16 protein-coding genes are annotated in these 16,723 nt (G+C 67.2%); 2 read left to right on the plus strand and 14 right to left on the minus strand.

From position 1 onward, the window contains the following. Positions 1-49 precede the first annotated feature (49 nt). The 13 genes from MHN80_RS19050 to MHN80_RS19110 form a co-directional block, all read right to left on the minus strand. A complete protein-coding gene (locus tag MHN80_RS19050; protein WP_239403022.1) occupies positions 50-1,297 on the minus strand; it encodes an allantoate amidohydrolase in 1,248 nt (415 codons plus the stop codon). Beyond that, positions 1,294-1,938: a HutD family protein gene (locus MHN80_RS19055; protein WP_239403023.1), complete on the minus strand. Its 645-nt coding sequence runs from the start codon at positions 1,936-1,938 to the stop codon at positions 1,294-1,296. Before MHN80_RS19055 ends, MHN80_RS19050 begins: the two co-directional genes overlap by 4 nt. A gap of 148 nt (positions 1,939-2,086) precedes the next feature. Next, positions 2,087-3,418, minus strand: a complete 1,332-nt coding sequence (locus MHN80_RS19060) for an FMN-binding glutamate synthase family protein (protein ID WP_239403024.1) — start codon at positions 3,416-3,418, stop codon at positions 2,087-2,089. Between the two features lie 212 nt (positions 3,419-3,630). Then, complete coding sequence (locus MHN80_RS19065) at positions 3,631-4,389, minus strand: protein glxC (RefSeq protein WP_239403025.1); 759 nt, start codon at positions 4,387-4,389, stop codon at positions 3,631-3,633. After that, on the minus strand, positions 4,377-5,273 hold the full coding sequence (locus tag MHN80_RS19070; RefSeq protein ID WP_239403026.1) for a glutamine amidotransferase: 897 nt from the start codon (positions 5,271-5,273) through the stop codon (positions 4,377-4,379). Before MHN80_RS19070 ends, MHN80_RS19065 begins: the two co-directional genes overlap by 13 nt. Positions 5,274-5,339: 66 nt before the next feature. Beyond that, positions 5,340-6,698, minus strand: coding sequence for a type III glutamate--ammonia ligase (glnT, locus tag MHN80_RS19075; RefSeq protein WP_374206394.1), 1,359 nt, complete (start codon positions 6,696-6,698; stop codon positions 5,340-5,342). 229 nt (positions 6,699-6,927) lie between these two features. After that, positions 6,928-8,298: an ammonium transporter gene (locus tag MHN80_RS19080; RefSeq protein ID WP_239403028.1), complete on the minus strand. Its 1,371-nt coding sequence runs from the start codon at positions 8,296-8,298 to the stop codon at positions 6,928-6,930. Between the two features lie 64 nt (positions 8,299-8,362). Further along, positions 8,363-9,394, minus strand: coding sequence for a DUF3445 domain-containing protein (locus MHN80_RS19085; protein WP_239403038.1), 1,032 nt, complete (start codon positions 9,392-9,394; stop codon positions 8,363-8,365). A gap of 2 nt (positions 9,395-9,396) precedes the next feature. Further along, positions 9,397-10,398, minus strand: coding sequence for a PDR/VanB family oxidoreductase (locus MHN80_RS19090; protein WP_239403029.1), 1,002 nt, complete (start codon positions 10,396-10,398; stop codon positions 9,397-9,399). Continuing rightward, positions 10,395-11,933, minus strand: coding sequence for a DUF3445 domain-containing protein (locus MHN80_RS19095; protein WP_239403030.1), 1,539 nt, complete (start codon positions 11,931-11,933; stop codon positions 10,395-10,397). The genes MHN80_RS19090 and MHN80_RS19095 overlap by 4 nt, the downstream gene beginning before the upstream one ends. Next, a complete protein-coding gene (locus MHN80_RS19100; RefSeq protein WP_239403031.1) occupies positions 11,930-12,931 on the minus strand; it encodes a PDR/VanB family oxidoreductase in 1,002 nt (333 codons plus the stop codon). The genes MHN80_RS19095 and MHN80_RS19100 overlap by 4 nt, the downstream gene beginning before the upstream one ends. After that, positions 12,928-13,497: a dimethylamine monooxygenase subunit DmmA family protein gene (locus tag MHN80_RS19105; protein ID WP_239403032.1), complete on the minus strand. Its 570-nt coding sequence runs from the start codon at positions 13,495-13,497 to the stop codon at positions 12,928-12,930. The genes MHN80_RS19100 and MHN80_RS19105 overlap by 4 nt, the downstream gene beginning before the upstream one ends. Positions 13,498-13,506: 9 nt before the next feature. Beyond that, the gene (locus tag MHN80_RS19110; protein ID WP_239403033.1) at positions 13,507-13,890 is read right to left on the minus strand and encodes an ethanolamine utilization protein; all 384 of its coding nucleotides are present in this window, start codon (positions 13,888-13,890) and stop codon (positions 13,507-13,509) included. A gap of 308 nt (positions 13,891-14,198) precedes the next feature. Here MHN80_RS19110 and MHN80_RS19115 point away from each other — a divergent pair, with 308 nt between their 5' ends. Both MHN80_RS19115 and MHN80_RS19120 read left to right on the plus strand, forming a co-directional pair. Then, on the plus strand, positions 14,199-14,552 hold the full coding sequence (locus MHN80_RS19115; RefSeq protein ID WP_239403034.1) for a WhiB family transcriptional regulator: 354 nt from the start codon (positions 14,199-14,201) through the stop codon (positions 14,550-14,552). Between the two features lie 83 nt (positions 14,553-14,635). Further along, positions 14,636-15,010 (plus strand): hypothetical protein, encoded by a 375-nt coding sequence (locus MHN80_RS19120; RefSeq protein ID WP_239403035.1) that lies wholly within the window; start codon positions 14,636-14,638, stop codon positions 15,008-15,010. Here MHN80_RS19120 and MHN80_RS19125 read toward each other — a convergent pair. Next, positions 15,007-16,482, minus strand: a complete 1,476-nt coding sequence (locus tag MHN80_RS19125) for an MDR family MFS transporter (RefSeq protein ID WP_239403036.1) — start codon at positions 16,480-16,482, stop codon at positions 15,007-15,009. The genes MHN80_RS19120 and MHN80_RS19125 overlap by 4 nt on opposite strands. Between the last annotated feature and the right edge of the window lie 241 nt (positions 16,483-16,723).

The raw sequence follows: 16,723 nt of genomic DNA on the forward strand, positions 1-16,723 counted from the left end.
CGCTTTCGGGGTCGGGGGGCCGGGTGGAGGGTCGGTCGGGGTGGAATGCTCAGGCGTTGGCGGGAGAGGTGAGCAGGTCTTCGAGGACGGTGGCGAGCGCATGCCCACCGGCGTCGGCATCGGGGTCCTCGACAAACTCGTCGGGCGAATGCGAGACGCCGGTCGGGTTCCGGACGAACAGCATGGCGGTGGGAAGCTCGTCCTTGAGAACCCCGGCGTCGTGCCCGGCTCCGGTGGGCAGGATCGGAGCGTCGGGCAGCAAGCCGGCCAGGCGCCCCCGCAACCCGGGATGGAAGTCGACCCGCGGGCTCATCGACGCTTCGGCCAGCGTCACGGTGCAACCTTCGGCTCGCGCGTGTCCCCCTGCAGCATTTGCGATTTCGGCGACCAGCGCGGCGACGACGACATCGTCGGAGTGGCGGACGTCGAGCCACACGTCGACACGCGAGGCGATCACATTGGAACCGCCCGGCACCGGATCGAGTTTGCCGACGGTGGCGCGCGCACCGTCGACGGATCGGGCGAGGCTGCGCACGTCGAGCACGGTGGCAGCCGCGGCCACCATCGGATCTCGACGGTCTGTCATCAGGGTGGTGCCCGCGTGATTCCCCTGGCCGCCGAACGACAATCGCCAGCGGCCGTGCCCGAGGATCGAGGATCCGATCGCGATGGCACGATCCTGATCGACAAGGCCTCGACCCTGTTCGACGTGGAGTTCGACGAAGCAACCGATCTGGGCGAGGCGTTCGTCGTCGCGGCCGATGCCACGGATGTCGAGGCCGTTGCGCGTGGCGAGGTCGGCGAAGGACGTGCCATCCGAATCGACGAGGGCCGCAGCACGTTCCGGGGTCACCGCTCCGGTCATCAGTTGCGAGCCGAGACAGGCCAATCCGTACCTCGAGCCCTCCTCCTCGGGAAACACGGCCAGCGCCAGCGGGCGTGCCGGCGCGATCCCGCGGTCTTGTAGGACATCAACGGCGGCCAGAGCGGAGGCGACGCCGAGCGGGCCGTCGAATGCACCACCGCCGGGCACCGAATCCAGATGACTGCCGGTAACAACGGCGTCGGACAAGGCCAGCCGGCCCGGGTTCCACCAAGCCCAGGTGATGCCATTGCGGTCGGTCTCGACATCAAGGGACCGTTGCGCGGCCGCAGCGATGAACCACTCGCGCAGCTCCAGTTCAGCCGATGAGTACACCGGTCGGCTGTATCCGCCGCGTGCGTTGTCGACGCCGATGTCGGCGATCTCGGCGAGCAGTCCGCTCACCGATGGAGGGTGTGCGCTGGATTCGGTCACGCGGGTGACTCCTCATCGTTGATTGGCGACCGCCGAACAACGTCGGCCGATGAACTGATGTGCACGACCGCGACGGTCGCGGCGCCGGAGATCTCGTTTCTCTGCCTTCCCAAGAGCACGGTGTCCCAACGGCATAGTTCCGCACCGTTGACCCGAAGCGCCCCGGTGAGGACCACCCACGCACGACCGTTACCCGGACCGACCGCGACCCGCCCACGGATGTGTCGCAGGTTCAGTGCGCCGACGACAACGCCTCGACGGGTCATCAAGTTGAGCAGATAGGTCGCGCCACGCACAGGCCCGGCTTCGACGTCGTCCTCGCCGGCGAACGAGACACGGTCCAGCAGCCCGAGGGTGCGCGAGGTCCCGTTGATCGTCATGTCCACCGGGTCATCACCGACGACCACAGCGGCGCGGTCGACGCCGGCAAACGTCGAGAAAGCGGATCGCTTCTCGATGTCGGCCAGGCTGAGGGCCCAGTCAGGCTCGTGCCCGCCGCACCCGGCGGCGATGCGACGGGTCGTCCCGCCACCATTGCGCCACGAGGTCACGTCGAGCGACGACAGCGGGATGACCTCCGCAACAGTGGAGTCGATGGTTGTATTCGTGCCGTGCGCATTCGATGCGCGGTCCAGCGTCATGTCGATGATCCATTCCGAAGTGGTCGATTGCAGCGACACCGTGGTCGGCCTCGTGCCGGCAGGAGTGGGAATCCTGGAGTGCCGATGTGGCCTACGACGGCGATCACCGCCGGGTTCTCACGCCGCGCACAGTGTCATTCGCACGACGTCAGAAGCCGGCCCCCGGAATCCAGTTCGTTCCGGCGAGCGGCACCCGGGCCATTGCCGACGCCTCGATCGAGATGGCGACGAGGTCTTCGGGCTCCAGATGCTGCAGATGCGCCTTGCCGCACGCACGGGCGATCGTCTGGGCCTCCATCGTCATCACACGAAGGAAGTTCGCGAGACGCTTTCCGCCGAGCACGGGATCGAAGCGCGCCGACAGTTCGGGATCCTGCGTGCTGATGCCCGCGGGGTCGCGCCCGTCTTGGAAGTCGTCATAGAAACCGGCGGCCGAACCCAGCGCCTCGTACTCCTCGGAGTATCGAGGATCGTTGTCGCCCAGCGCGATCAGCGCTGCGGTACCGATGGCGACGGCATCCGCGCCGAGCGCCATCGCCTTGGCGACGTCGGCGCCGTTGCGGATTCCGCCCGACACGACGAGTTGGACCTCGCGATGAACACCCAACTCCTGCAAAGCCTGCACCGCCTGCGGGATGGCGGCGAGCGTCGGGATGCCGACATGTTCGATGAAGACGTCCTGGGTCGCCGCCGTTCCGCCCTGCATGCCGTCGACCACGACGACATCGGCACCGGAGTGCACGGCGAGCTTCACGTCGTAATAGGTGCGGGTGGCACCGACCTTCACATAGATCGGCTTCTCCCAGTCGGTGATCTCCCGCAGTTCGTTGATCTTGATCGCGAGGTCGTCCGGACCGGTCCAGTCGGGGTGGCGGCAGGCGCTGCGCTGGTCGATACCCTGCGGCAGCGTACGCATCCCGGCGACGCGCTCGGAGATCTTCTGTCCCAGCAGCATTCCACCGCCACCGGGCTTTGCGCCCTGGCCGAGCACGATCTCGATCGCATCGGCTTTGCGCAGGTCGTCGGGGTTCATCCCGTACCGCGACGGAAGGTATTGGTAGACCAGGTTCTTGGACTGCCCACGCTCCTCCGGCGTCATCCCGCCGTCACCGGTGGTGGTCGACGTACCGACCTCTGACGCGCCGCGTCCGAGAGCTTCTTTCGCCCCGGCCGACAGCGCACCGAAGCTCATCCCGGCGATCGTCACCGGGGTGGAGAGATGCAACGGGTACTTGGCATTTCGGCTGCCGAGGACGACGTCGGTGTCACAGCGTTCGCGGTAACCCTCGAGCGGATACCGGGACATCGACGCGCCGAGGAACAGCAGGTCGTCGAAGTGTGGCAGCTTGCGCTTGGCGCCCCAGCCGCGGATGTCGTAGATGCCGGTCTCGGCGGCGCGCTGGATCGCGGCGATGGTGGTGCGATCGAACGTGGCCGACTCGCGCAGGCCGCGCTGTTCGGTGCTCAGGTTGTTCGTCATGGTGGTTCTCTTTCGTCGTGTGGTCGTGCGACGTCGCGGCCCTTCGTGGCTCGTCGCTGGCGCTCCTCGCACCTCAGGGAGCAGAAGGTCGGGCCGCTGGCGCTCCTCGCACCTCAGGGAGCAGAAGGTCGGGCCGCTGGCGCTCCTCGCACCTCAGGGAGCAGAAGGTCGGGGCCGCTGACGCTCCTCGCACCTCAGGGAGCAGAAGGCGCTCAGTACGCGGCGGTGTTGTCGACCTTGAAGTGGTAGAGCTCGCGGGCCGATCCGTAGCGGGTGTAGTCGCGGGGATCGTCGTCGCCGAACCCGGCGGCCTTCAGGAGTCCGGCCAGTTCCTCGAGGTGTTCGGCGCGCATCGGCTTGGCGATGCAGTCGGCGCCGAGGGATGCGACCTCGCCGCGTACGTAGATTCGGGTCTCGTAGATGGAGTCACCGAGTCCGTCGCCCGCGTCTCCGCGGACGACCAGGCGGCCGGCCTGGGCCATGAAAGCGCTGTTGTGCCCGACGTTTCCGCCGACGACGATGTCGACGCCCTTCATCGAGATCCCGCAGCGGGCGGCGGCGTCGCCCTCGACGACGAGAAGCCCGCCGTGCGCGGTGGCACCGGCCGACTGCGAGGCGTTGCCCTTCACGATGACGCTGCCGCTCATCATGTTCTCGGCGACACCGGTACCGGCGTTGCCGTTGATCGTGACCTCGGCCTGCTGGTTCATGCCGGCCGCGTAATAGCCGACGTGGCCGTTGATCGTGATCTTCAGGGGGAGGTTGACCCCGGCGGCGACGCTGTGTGCGCCGGCCGGATTGTCGATGACGATCTCACCCGAGATGTCACCGTGGAGCGTCGAGTTGATCTCGCGCAGTGCGGTGCTCGCGAGGTCGAAGGTGTGGTTGGGACTCATCGTCTCAGCTTTCGCCGTGCCGGTGGAGGCGGGTACGGAAGTTGTCGAGGCCATGTCGGCGGTCATCGTGTCCATGCGTAGACGACCTCCGGCTCGGGCTCCCAGATGCGGGCGTTCTCCACGCCGGGCAGTTTGGCCAGCGCTCGGTACTCACTTGCCATCGCCACCCAATCGTCGGTCTCGGCGATGACGGCCGGTTTGCACGCGATCGCGTCACGGACCACAGCGAACGAATCCCGGTTGGACACGAGGAGGGTGTAGAAGCCGTCGAAGTTCACGCACACCTCCTTCAGCGCGGTTTCCACATCTTTGCCCGCCGCCAGCTGGTGGGCGACGAAGCGAGCACCCACCTCGGTGTCGTTCTCACTGTCGAATTCGACTCCCGCGGCGCGCAGTTCCCGTCGGATGGTGGCGTGGTTGGCGAACGAGCCGTTGTGGACCAGGCATTGCTCCGGACCGACTGCGAACGGATGCGCCCCCGAGGAGGTGACGGCCGACTCGGTCGCCATCCGGGTGTGACCGACCCCCTGCCATCCCGAAGCCGCTGACAGACCCCAGGATTCGGTGAGGTCTCGGGGAGCTCCGACACCTTTGAGCACGGTGAGGTCGGCGCCGAAGCCCGCGACGAGAGCGTGCGGGTAGGCCGCTCGGGCGGCGGCCAGCAGTTCGTCGGACGTCACCGGGGCGGAGGCCACGAGAGTGACGTCGATCGACTGTGCCGCGACGGGCACGCCGAGGGCCGCGCTCAAGATCGCGGACACCTCGTCGGGCACCGCGTCCAGTTCGAGCAGGGAGATGCAGCCGTGACCCGGCGGCGCCCACGCGGGGTTGCCGTAGACGGCGATTCCTGCCGAATCCGCACCGCGGTCCTGCATCTCGCCGAGCATCTCGGCGAGCATCTCGCCGAGCCGGGGGTGGAGGTCCGGGTTGCGCAGATGCAGCCCGACGATTCCGCACATGGTCAGATCCTTTACGTCGAGGGGTGGATGATGCTGTCTGAGAGATGAATCGGTCGAGGTGGACGGTCAGAACGCCGTCAGGTACTTGTCGACCTCCCACGGCGTGACCGCCGCGTGCCAGTCGAAGAACTCGTCGCGCTTCAACCCGGCGAAGTACGTCGAGACCCGCTGCTGATCGGCCGGCCAGTCCTCTGGCAGTGCGGCGTCGAGCGTTCCGGTGACCACTGCGTCGGCCTCCAGCGCCTCCACGGCGTGCAGGAGGGTGAGCGGGAGTTCGGCGATGTGACCGGGACAGTTCCCGACCGCACCGGGGTCCAGACTCCGCTTGATGCCGTCGAGTCCGGCCCCCAGCAGCGCGGCGGCGGCCAGATAGGGATTCGCCGATCCGTCGCCTCCCCGGAGCTCGACCCGCTGGTCGTCGGGCACTCGGATGTAATGGGTGCGATCGTTGCCACCGTAGGTGGCCCGCCGGGGAGCCCAGGACGCACCGGAGCGGGTCGCTGTCGCACCGGTGCGCTTGTAGGAGTTGACCGTCGGCGCGATGACGGCCTGGAGTGCGGGTGCGTGCTCCAGGATTCCGCCGATGAACCCGTAGGCGGTCTCCGACAATCCGAGGCCGCGCTCGTCGTCGGTGACCTGGGGGAACACCGCGTCACCCGCCTGCGTCAGGGACAGGTGGAAGTGCAATCCCGATCCGGTGCGCTCGGCGAACGGTTTCGGCATGAACGTGGCGATCATGCCCTTCTCGGCGGCCAGGGCGGAGAGCAGGTAGCGGAGGGTGACGACACGATCGGCGGTCGTCAACGCATCGGAGTAGGCGAAGTTCTGCTCGAACTGGCCGTTGCCGTCCTCGTGATCGTTGGCGTAGTTGCTCCAGCCGAGCTGGTTCATCGCGGTGGAGACAGTCGTGAGATGGTCGTACATCCGGGTGAGGCCGCGCACGTCGTAACACGGCTGATCGGAGTCGTCGGCGGCGTCGGCGGTCACCAACGAACCATCCGCGGCCCGCTTGAGCAGGAAGTACTCGACCTCCGCCCCGACCCACGGTTCGAAGCCGGCGTCCGCGGTCTGCGCGATGAGCGCCTTGAGGATGTTTCTCGGCGCGAAGGGCCACGGCTTGCCCTCGACATGCGGATCGCACTGGACGACCGCGAGCCCCTCTTTGATGAACGGGATGGGGAGGAACGAGCGGACGTCCGGGATCGCGATGAGATCGGGGTCCTTCGGTTCCTGCCCGATCGCGCCGACGGCGTAACCGGCGAAACCCACACCGTCGGAGGCCAGTTCGTCGACCGCCTCCACCGGCACCAGTTTGGCGCAGGGTTTGCCGCGGAGGTCGACGAACATCGCGAGGATGAACTTCGTGCCGTGCGTGGCGCAGAGATCGGCGAGGTCGCCGGTCGTCGTCTCGGTGGTTGTCATCATGTGCTCCGGGGGTCGACTCTAGGGGCTTCGGTTGCGTCTGTCCACTCACGTGAACCTTTGTCTACTAGTAGTAGACCTGTTGGATGTTTCGGCCCTGTTTCGACTCAGTGAGCGGTGGGTGTCGGTTTGCCCGCACGATTTCGGCGTCGCACAACGCAGACGCCTCGGGGGCCCACCGTCGAACGGTGGGCCCCCGAGTGGTCGGGTCGAGAACGACGACCGGCGTCGATCAGACCCCGGCCGGCGGCGCCGATGTCGGAGCGCTCGTCGGCATGGCCTCCTCCACCTTCTCCGCAGCGCGAGCGGGCGACATGGTCGCGAGCCCACCTGCGTGTCCGACTGAGGCGCTGGGGATCTCGTAGGCGGTCTCGGCGTGCAACGCGGTGTCGAGGCCGACCATCTCGGTCTCCTCGTCGACGCGCATACCGATCAGCTTGTCGAGTCCCTTGGCGATGAGCCAGGTCATTCCGAACGAGTAGGAACACGTGATGACGATTCCGGCGAGTTCACGCCAGACGATGTCGACGGGTCCGCCGAACAGGATGCCCTGGACACCGGCGGGTGCCGCCTCGGTGGCGAAGAGCACGATGCAGATGGTTCCGACGATGCCGCCGATGCCGTGCACCGCGAAAGCGTCGAGCGTCTCGTCGATCTTGATCTTGCTCTTGAAGCTGAGCAGGAACGCCACGACCGCAGCGGCGAAGACGCCGACGAGCAGGGCACCGAGCGGGGCCATGCTGCTGGCCGCCGGGGTGATGCCGACGAGGCCGGCGACGGTACCGGTGATCATCCCGAGGGAGGTGACGTGTCCCTCGCGCCACCTCTCGATGATCGCGAAGCCGATCATTCCCGCCGAGCCGGCCAGCAGCGTGTTCAGGATGACGGCCTGCGCGAGGAAATTGGCACCGAGCGCGCAACTGCCGTTGAACCCGAACCACCCGAAGAACAGGATGCCGCCGCCCATGATGGTCATCGGCACGTTGTGCGGACGTTCCATCCGGCGCTTGCGCGCGCCCAGCACGACTGCCAGCGCGAGTGCCGCGACACCGGCGTTCATGTGGACCGCGGTTCCGCCTGCGTAGTCGACGATCTCGAGGTCGTTGAGCAGGAAGCCGCCGCTGTGGTTGTCGTCGACGTCGGCCGCGAAGACCCAGTGCGCCACCGGGAAGTACACCACCAGCAGCCAGATCGGCGCGAAGACGAGCCACGCCGAGAACTTCATCCGCCCGGCCGCACCACTTGCCACGATGGCAATGGTGATCGCGGCGAACAGGATGAACCACGCGGCGAAGTACAGGTTCTGGGTGGCGCCGGAGGCGTCGTCGGTGAGCCAGTTAGTCAGGCCTATGTAGTCGGTCGGATTGCCGATGAATCCCCACCCGCCCACCGACGGGCCGGACACCAGTCCGTGCCCGATCACGACGTAGAGGACCGCCGTGATCGCCAGGGTCGACATGACCATCGTCATGATGTTGAGGACGTTCTTCGATCCGACCATGCCGCCGTAGAAGAAGGCCAGGCCGGGGAACATCAGCAGGACGAAGACGAAGGCCGCCAGCATCCATGCCAGGTCGGCATTGGCGGCGAGTATGGGTTCCATGAGCGATCTTTCGGTTCAGGGACTCTACGAGAAGTCGGGTGTTCGGGACCTGAGCTCACGGGCGTCATTGACCGCGCAGATATGCGACGACGCTGTCGCGGTAGTCGAGAAATCCCTTGTAGGCGGCGATGTCCTCGCCGAGCGTCTCGATGACGGTCGCCAGTTGACCGGCCCACTCGGGAATGCGCTTCACGTCCTCGAGCGAGGCCATGAATGTCCGAATATTGAACGTCACCGCACCCGACATCGGCAACCGGACGAAGTGTTCCAACTCGATTCGCAGACGTGCGCGGCCGAAATCGCCGTCGGCGACCATGCCCGGGACGTCGGTCGCCCACTCCGGGAGTTCCTCGAGGCTGACGTCGAGCTTGTGGGAATCCGACGCCGACAGCGTCCAGTTCACGCGGCGGTACACCTGATCGGCGGGTAGCCTGCGCAGGAACTGCTCGGCGCGGGCGACGATGCCTTCGCGGAGCATCCGGGGAACGGGTGCGTGGATCTCGTACATGTCCATGCCGACGTCGAACGAGACCGACCACGCCGCGGCGAAGGTGACGACGCCGGCGTCGAAGTACAGGTGTCCGTCGCGCTCGGTGACGAGCAGCAGGTCGTCGGGGACCTCGCGGGCGAGGAACTCCATCGGGCCCCACGGCAGGGTGGCCGGGTCGCCGACGACGAAGCCCTGGTCTGTCCCGAGAAGGTCGTTGCGCCAATGGAATCGGCCGTCACCGTACTCGGTGAGCCGCATGTCCGCGGAATAGGCGTGGCCGAGATCCCGGAGGTAGTACAGGAGAAGGTCCCAGCACGCGAGTTCCATGCCCGGACGCACCCGGACACGCATCGGATCGGCGTCGAGGATTCGGCGTCGCTCGGCCATGATCGCCGGGTACTCGACACCGCCGAGGTCGACGAGGTGCCGCCCCCATTCCCCGGCGCGGGTGGGGCGCGGGATGCGTGCCGGCTCCACGTTGACGCTGTAGGAGAACTCCTCCAGTTCGTCCGGGAACGGCCAGGGCAGGTTCGCCAGATGGTCGACCCGCCGGTCACATTCGGCCCGCTCGCTTCGCTCCCGGCGCCGGGTCGAGAACGAATCGATGCTCACAGGTCCACCTCGATCTCCTCGCCACGCGACACGCAGCACAGCATTGCGTCGCCGGTGGCCTTTTCGTCGTCGGTCAACACGAAGTCACGGTGCTCGATACGCCCGCGTCGCACCGGGATCCGGCATTCGCCGCACACCCCCTGACGGCACAGGTTGGACACCGGCACACCGTGGTCGAGAAGCCGCTGCAGCAGCGACACCCCGGGCGGTACGTCGATCCGGACCCCGGTGGACGCCAGGGTGACGGTGAACGGGTCACCGGGATCCTGCTCGGGCGCACTGAAGCGCTCGAGATGAACACGTGCGCTCGGCCAGCCGGCCGCCTCGGCGAGTTCCGTATACGCCGTCAGCATCGACGCCGGGCCGCAGGCGTAGGCGTGTGTGCCGAGCGGCTGGGCACGAAGCCGCTCGGCGAGCAGCGCGGCGGTCGCGGCGGCACCGGACACCTCGTGCAGCGTCACGGTGGGTTGCTCCGCGAGCGCGCGCAGGTCGTCGGCATGCGCATCGCACCCCGGGCGATACGAGTAGACGATGTCGACGCGAAGCCCGTCCCGGGCCAGAGCTCGGGCATGGGACAGCACCGGCGTCACACCGATGCCACCGGCCACCAGCAGGGCGCCGCGCTGATCGAGCACCGGCGCGAACATCGAACGCGGACCCTCGATCTCGACGACGGAATCCTCAACGAGGTTGTCGTGCAACCAGTCCGAGCCACCGCCCGCACCTCGTCGCAGCACCGAGATGCCGTAGCTGGTCGGGTACATCCCGTCGTCGACGAGCGAGTAGGCGTTGCGTTGTCCACCCGCGGAGATGATCAGGTGGCTGCCCGGCTGATACGCGGTCAGAGCCGGCGCATCGGCATCGAGGGGTCCGAACCGGAAGTGGGTCACCTCATCGGTGAGTCGTCGCACCGAGAGGACGCGCATCGGTCTCGGACCGGTGACGTATGCGGGGTGGAGGTGAGCCGGATACGCCACCCCGACAGTGGCCGCGGTCATGCCTCGCCGCCCGACGCGGAGCCCAGAAAGCTACCCAGTACCGGCGAATGATGCTCGTGCACTTCGAGATCCCGTGCGCAACCGGGGCACACGACGGTACCGCCGGCAGCGGCGACGACCCGAAAGGCGTCGCGGCAGTGTGCACAGTACAGTGGCAGATCGCGCGTGTGCGTGACATACGACGACAGTTCGGCCGCCACCGCGCCGGCGGCCCGGGCCATCGCGAGTGCGGTCATCACGTCGTACTGTCCCCCGGTCACCAGGATGCGGGTGCCGGTGCGGCACTCGTCGAGAGCCGACCGAAGCGCCGACCGGTCCGCTGCATCGACGAGTGCGTCCAGGACCAGCAGACGCGTCGCGCCGATCGCCTCGGCCTCACCCACCCAGCCCCGGGACACGTGCGCGACGTCGGCGTCGTCTCCGATCGCCACGACGAGAAACGCTGATCCGGTGGTGTCGACCGCCGGCGGCCTCGTGGGCCAGACCGGCATCCCCGGTCCAGGCGTCGCGGCCGGCACGGGTGCGGCCGCCCGCAACCACTGCGCCGCTCGATCCCGGAACTTGATGATGCCTTTGTAGTCGGCCATGTCGGCCGGCAGCTCGGACAGGACGTCGGCGGCGCGGCGCCGCCAGGGTTCGACCGTCGCGAGTTGGTCGAGCGGCAGCATGTAGGTCCGGATCAGGAACATCACCGCACCCGAGTCCGACAGGCGGATGAGGTGTTGCACCTCCACGCGCAGATGCACCCGCCTGCCGAACTCGTCGTCGGGCACCCGCTGAATGGCCTCCCGGTCGGGTCCCCACTCGTGGTAGATCTCGGTCGAGACGTCGAGGCGGCGGTCGATGGTCAGGGTCCAGTTGGTCCGCCGGTACGGCTGATGGGGTTGCAAGCGCTTGAGGAACTCGTGCGCGCGGGTGATCACGCCTTCCTTCCGGATGCGTGGCACCGGTCCGTGGATCTCGAGGAAGCTCATCCCGACGTCGAACCCGAAGCTCCAGTCGGCGGCGAAGGTCACCACCCCGGCGTCGACATACAGCTGGTCGTTGCGCTGATCGAGGAGCGCGATGTCCTCCTGCACCTGAGAGGTGATGTACCGCAACGGTTCCTCGGGCAGAGACGCGGGATCGCCGTAGCGGAAGTGCTGCTCGATGCCCAGGATCTCGTTCCGCCACAACCAGGTGTCGGTTCCTGTTGTCCGGAGCTGCATCTGATCGGGGTGGGTGACGTCGAGTTCCCGCATCAGCGTCAACATCGCGTCCCAGGCGGCCGGCACCATGTGCGGCAGCACCGCGTGGCGGGTGGGATCGGCGGCCAGGATCATCGCGCGCCGGTCGAGTTCGGCGCGGTACTCCGAGTCGATGTCGACCACCGCTGCGCCCCACCGGCCGGCCGCGGTGGTCACCGTCGTCCGTGCCGGCTCGACGTTCGTGCTGTATCGGTAACGGTCTTCGGGGAACGGGAACGGAAAGCCCGCGAGGAGATCATCCGCGGACGGCACACCTGTTCCGGCCGCCGGTTCGAATGTGGTCGTCACAGTGGAACCTCCAAAGTGCTTGCGGCAGTGGCACGCGAGACGCACGGCATGATGGCGTCCCCCGCGTCTTTCTCCTCGGTGCTGAGATACAGGTCGCGATGGACCGGGGTACCGCCGGCGAGCGGGATGCGGCATTCTCCGCACACCCCCTGCCGGCAGAGATTCGGCACTGCGATGCCCTCGTCCTCGAGTGCCTCCAACATGCTGGTCCCCGCCGGCACGTCGACCGTGCGTCCCGAAGCGGTCAGCTCCACGCGGAACGGGTCGCCGGGATCGAGGGCGTCGACACCGAACCGCTCGAAGTGGACGCGCGATTCCGGCCAGCCCGCGTCGACGGCGGCACCGACGACCGCGTCGATCATCGACGACGGTCCGCACACGTACAGGTGGGTCCCGACGGGTTGGGCTCGCAGTGCCTGCCCGAGACGATCAGTGAACGACGCACGGTCGGTGAACAATTCGGCACGACGACCGGCCAGACGGGTGACATCGTCGAGATGCGCGGCCGACGAGTCGCGAAAGACGTAGAGCAGCTGCACATCGCGACGCCACCTGACCGCCGCCCGAAGGTGCGACACCATCGGGGTGATGCCGATCCCACCGGCTATCAACAGGTGCTTGCGCGCCCGGGCGATCGGCGCGAACGCGCTGCGCGGCAGTCCCACCGTCACCGTTGCGCCGACCTCGAGTTCGTCGTGGAGCCACCGTGATCCGCCCTTGCCCCCGGGGAGCCGCAGAACCGAGATCGAGTACTGCGACGGGTGCGCGCCATCACCGGTGAGGCTGTAGGCGTTGGTGGAAGCGCCCGCGTGCACGACCAGGTGGCTGCCCGGGACGTATCCGGGCAGTGCGTTCCCATCGGGGTCGGCAAAGGTGATCGTCCGGATGTCCCGAGAGGGCGCGTCGACAGCGGTCACGACGAGTTCCAGTGTCGTCGCGGCAGATGCACGACGCAGGACGGGCTCGGACGGGCTCATCTCGGCCACTCCGCTGATCATGAGACGGGTTCCTCGTGTGGTTCGTGTGCTGGACAGGGCGATTGGGCGGTCTCCGCGTCGATCATGAATCCCAGGTAGTGACCGGTCCGGCGCGAGACGTGGTGGTACACGAGGAGATCGCGACGACATCCGGCGCAGGCGACGACATCGTCGATCGCCGCCGCCGTACGCGTGACCGAGCGGCAGTGCGCACAGAAGACCTCGACGGTGACCTCCGCTGCGGACGCCGCGGGAACGACGGTGATCTCGTCGTCCTCGAGGCCGGCACCGAGCGCCACCGCGCGCAGGGTCAACGCCGATCCCGCATCGGCTGCGATCCAGACCCGTACGCCGACAACGGCTTCGGTCAGCGCACTGCCCAGTTGGGCGGCGGCGGTGTCGGTGTCACCGTGGATCCGGGTCGTGGCTTGCGGTGGCAGTGCGGACTCCCAACGCGCAAGTGTCTCGGCGACGTCCCCGACACCGACCAGCACGTAGGAGTTGCCGGTCGGTGTAGGCGTCGTGGCCTCGATCGGATCACCGGGACGTGCCCACACGGGCACGCTGGAGTAGGCGATCTGCGACATGGCCGCGGCTCAGAGGAGGGTGGCGTCGCGCAGCCCGGTGTAGAAGGCGAGCGCATAGTCGGGGGTGCTGAAGTAGATCTTCGAACCCTTCGGGAAGAAGATCGCGTCCTTGGCCTTGGCGACCGCCTTCTGGCCGGTCTCCTTGTTCTCGAGGAGGAACTCACCTTCGAGAACGACCTTCATCTCGTCGTACTCGTATTCGTAGTACAGCGGCTCGTCGGTGTGGCGCAGCTCGAAATAGCCGCTGCACATGGGACTTCCGTCCGGATTCTCGTAGACGTCGCCGATGAAGCCCTCGGTTCCGGGGTACTCGGCTTCCGGCATCTTCGGCAGGTCTTCGTGTCCGCCGCTGGTCACGCGGAACTCCAACGCCTTGGCACTCTCGATGGTCACGATGCTCCTTCACAGTTTTCCGATGCGTACTCGCGGGCGGCGGTACGTCGACGATGTCCTTCGGATCGTCCGCGGTGCGGATCTACGTCGGCCGCGTGCGGCGACTCCCCTCAGTGGACTTTGTCCCCTGTTATGAAACAAGCGTCGTGTTTCGGAAGTGTGACGGCTCTGTAATGGAGTGCTACGCGCTGAGTGAGCGGATACCCCGTTGTACATTGCGTCCCGCCTCGAAGTCTGACAACATTCGTTCTCAGTTTGATGGGAGGTGTTCGGTGAACCAGCGGCGTCAGAGGGCGACGGTGGCCGTGATGGCGGCCGCAGACGGACGGCAGGTCCGGCGAGAGGACGGTCTCGCCGGCGTGCGCGACCCGCGGCCCACCTGTTCCTCGAACCCGGACGCGTGGTTTCCGGAACAGAACGCCGGACCCCGTAGCCAGGCGAACCGTCACGCGCTCGACGGATGCGTCCGCTGCCCCATCCGTTCCAGTTGTGCCCGTCTCGCCCTCGACGACCCCACGCACCTCACCGGCATCTGGGCGGGCGTCTACGTGCCGCCGCCGGGCCACCAGCACACGGCCCGTACCCATGCGCTGAACCGGCTGCGGTCGATCGGGTTTCCCGCCACACGGGAGGATTCCGCGGACGCCCTCACCGCGGTGTGAGTCCCGGCCACTACCCGGGAGGTAGTGGCCTTTCCGACCTCCGACGCCGACTCTGGGATCACGACGATTCCAGGAGGTGTCCGATGACCACCCACCCGACCATCGCGAGCACGCGGCCCCCTGCACATGTCGCGCCCACGAGCTCCAGCCCACGCTGGCTGACGGCAGTGTTGCGGTGCGACCGGGCCCTGTCGTCCTGGTTCATCGGAGCCGGCTTCTTCTTCGCGCCGGTCCTGCTGATTCTCGATCCGTGGCCGATCGCCGTCGTGATCGCGTGGGTGACGATCTCGGCGTCCGGACTGTGGCTCGGCCTGCTCGGCGTGTTCATGGCCGCAGGTCTCGCCCAGGTGCTGCGCGCCGGTGAGGAGATACCCGACGAATTCTGGTCCGGCCTCCTGGAGTACCGCATCCGAACCGGCCGGACGCCAACCGATCGGGCGTCGGGAGCCCGTCGCTAGGCGGGATCGGTTGCGCCGACCTTCGGCGCTCCGGTCCGGCCACGGACGAGCGCGGCCGCCGCGATGAGCACGAGCGACAGGCAGGCCGCGACGACGAACGCGAGGTGGATGCCGTCGGCCCCCGCCTGTAGCGGATTCACCCCGTCGTCGATGGCCGACTGCGTACCCCGGGACATCAGCGTGATGAACAACGCGGTACCCGCCGCTCCGGCGACCTGCTGGATCGTGCTGACCGTCGCGCTCCCGTGTGAGTACAGTTCGGGGCTCAGCGAGCCCAGGGCCGAGGTCATCAGCGGGGTCAACCCGAAAGCGATTCCGGCGCTGAGGATCACGTGGGCCGCGATCACCATGCCCAACGACGACCCGGCGTCGAGCGTGGTGAGCAACCACGTACCCGCGCTGACGGCGACCGTGCCGGGAAGAACCAGCGGTCGTGCGCCGACCTTGTCGAACAGTGCTCCCACGAACGGCGCCAGCAGACCCATCACGAGACCGCCGGGCAACAGCACGAGGCCGGTGGTCAGGACATCCTTGCCCATCACGTTCTGCAGATAGAGCGGCAGCAGGATGAGGGCGCCGAAGAGCGTCAGCATGAAGCCCGCCATCAGCACCACGGCCAGCCGGAACGATGCGATCGCGAAGGTCCGCAGATCGAGCAGCGCCAGGCCGCGGTCGGCGAGTTTGAGCTGTCGCACGACGAACAGCGCCAGCGCGACGGCGCCGACGACCAGCGGGACCCAGGGCGGGATCGGCGCGTGTCCACCCGCCGATTCCCCGATGCTGCTCAACCCGTACACGATTCCACCGAAGCCCAACGCCGACAGCGGGACCGAGATGATGTCGAGCTGCGCGGGGCGCCGCTCGGTGACATTGCGGACGAACACCCCGCCGAGGATCAGCGCGCCGATCGCGATGGGCAGCACGATCCAGAACATGGCTCGCCAGCTGAGGGACTGCAGGATCAGACCGGACACCGTGGGCCCGACGGCCGGCGCCACGGCGATGACGATGGAGACCAGTCCCATTGTCCGGCCGCGGTTCTGCTCCGGTACGACGTTGAGGATCGTCGTCATGAGAAGTGGAACCATCAGCGCGGTGCCGGATGCCTGCACCACGCGCGCGATGATCAGCAGTTCGAAGCCCGGCGCCAGCGCGGCGACGAGGGTACCGATGGTGAACAGGCTCATCGCCGCGATGTAGATGGAGCGGAGGGTGAACCGCTGCATCAGGTACCCGGTGATCGGGATGACGATCGCCATGGTGAGCAAGAAGCCGCTGGTGAGCCACTGCGCGGTGGCGGCGGTGATGTCGAGATCGGTCATCAGCGTGGGCAACGCGACGCTGAGAATCGTCTCGTTGAGAATCACCACGAAGGCCGCGACGAGCAGCACGCCGATCAGCAGCACGCGGCTGCGATCCGTGCCGGTGGCGGAGCGGTTGTCGGTGCCCTGCAGGGCGGCGTTCTCGGTCACAGGCGTTCTTCCATCGCGTCGGTCGTCCGGTCGATCACAGAACGAAGCTACCGGATAATGGCAGAGACTGCCACAGTGGCAGTAGATGACACTGGCGCAGATCAGCGCGCTAGTTGTAACTCTTGGGGAGGTTGTGAACGGCGTGGTTCCGGTCAACAGGTGAGGGCCTCCGGTATCGATGTGGTTACCACACACACGCCGATCACCAAGAGGCCCTCATGACCCACCGTAATGCTTTTCT

This window comes from Gordonia sp. McavH-238-E (assembly GCF_022348225.1).
In the GTDB taxonomy this organism is placed as follows: domain Bacteria; phylum Actinomycetota; class Actinomycetes; order Mycobacteriales; family Mycobacteriaceae; genus Gordonia; species Gordonia terrae.

Bases quoted from the DNA above. Each gene is read 5' to 3' on its own strand.
- MHN80_RS19055 (WP_239403023.1), bottom strand. From the start codon at position 1,938: ATGACGCTGGACCGCGCATCGAATGCGCACGGCACGAATACAACCATC.
- MHN80_RS19060 (WP_239403024.1), bottom strand. From the start codon at position 3,418: ATGACGAACAACCTGAGCACCGAACAGCGCGGCCTGCGCGAGTCGGCC.
- MHN80_RS19065 (WP_239403025.1), bottom strand. From the start codon at position 4,389: ATGGACACGATGACCGCCGACATGGCCTCGACAACTTCCGTACCCGCC.
- MHN80_RS19070 (WP_239403026.1), bottom strand. From the start codon at position 5,273: ATGTGCGGAATCGTCGGGCTGCATCTGCGCAACCCGGACCTCCACCCC.
- glnT (WP_374206394.1), bottom strand. From the start codon at position 6,698: ATGATGACAACCACCGAGACGACGACCGGCGACCTCGCCGATCTCTGC.
- MHN80_RS19080 (WP_239403028.1), bottom strand. From the start codon at position 8,298: ATGGAACCCATACTCGCCGCCAATGCCGACCTGGCATGGATGCTGGCG.
- MHN80_RS19090 (WP_239403029.1), bottom strand. From the start codon at position 10,398: ATGACCGCGGCCACTGTCGGGGTGGCGTATCCGGCTCACCTCCACCCC.
- MHN80_RS19100 (WP_239403031.1), bottom strand. From the start codon at position 12,931: ATGATCAGCGGAGTGGCCGAGATGAGCCCGTCCGAGCCCGTCCTGCGT.
- MHN80_RS19105 (WP_239403032.1), bottom strand. From the start codon at position 13,497: ATGTCGCAGATCGCCTACTCCAGCGTGCCCGTGTGGGCACGTCCCGGT.
- MHN80_RS19115 (WP_239403034.1), top strand. From the start codon at position 14,199: ATGGCGGCCGCAGACGGACGGCAGGTCCGGCGAGAGGACGGTCTCGCC.
- MHN80_RS19120 (WP_239403035.1), top strand. From the start codon at position 14,636: ATGACCACCCACCCGACCATCGCGAGCACGCGGCCCCCTGCACATGTC.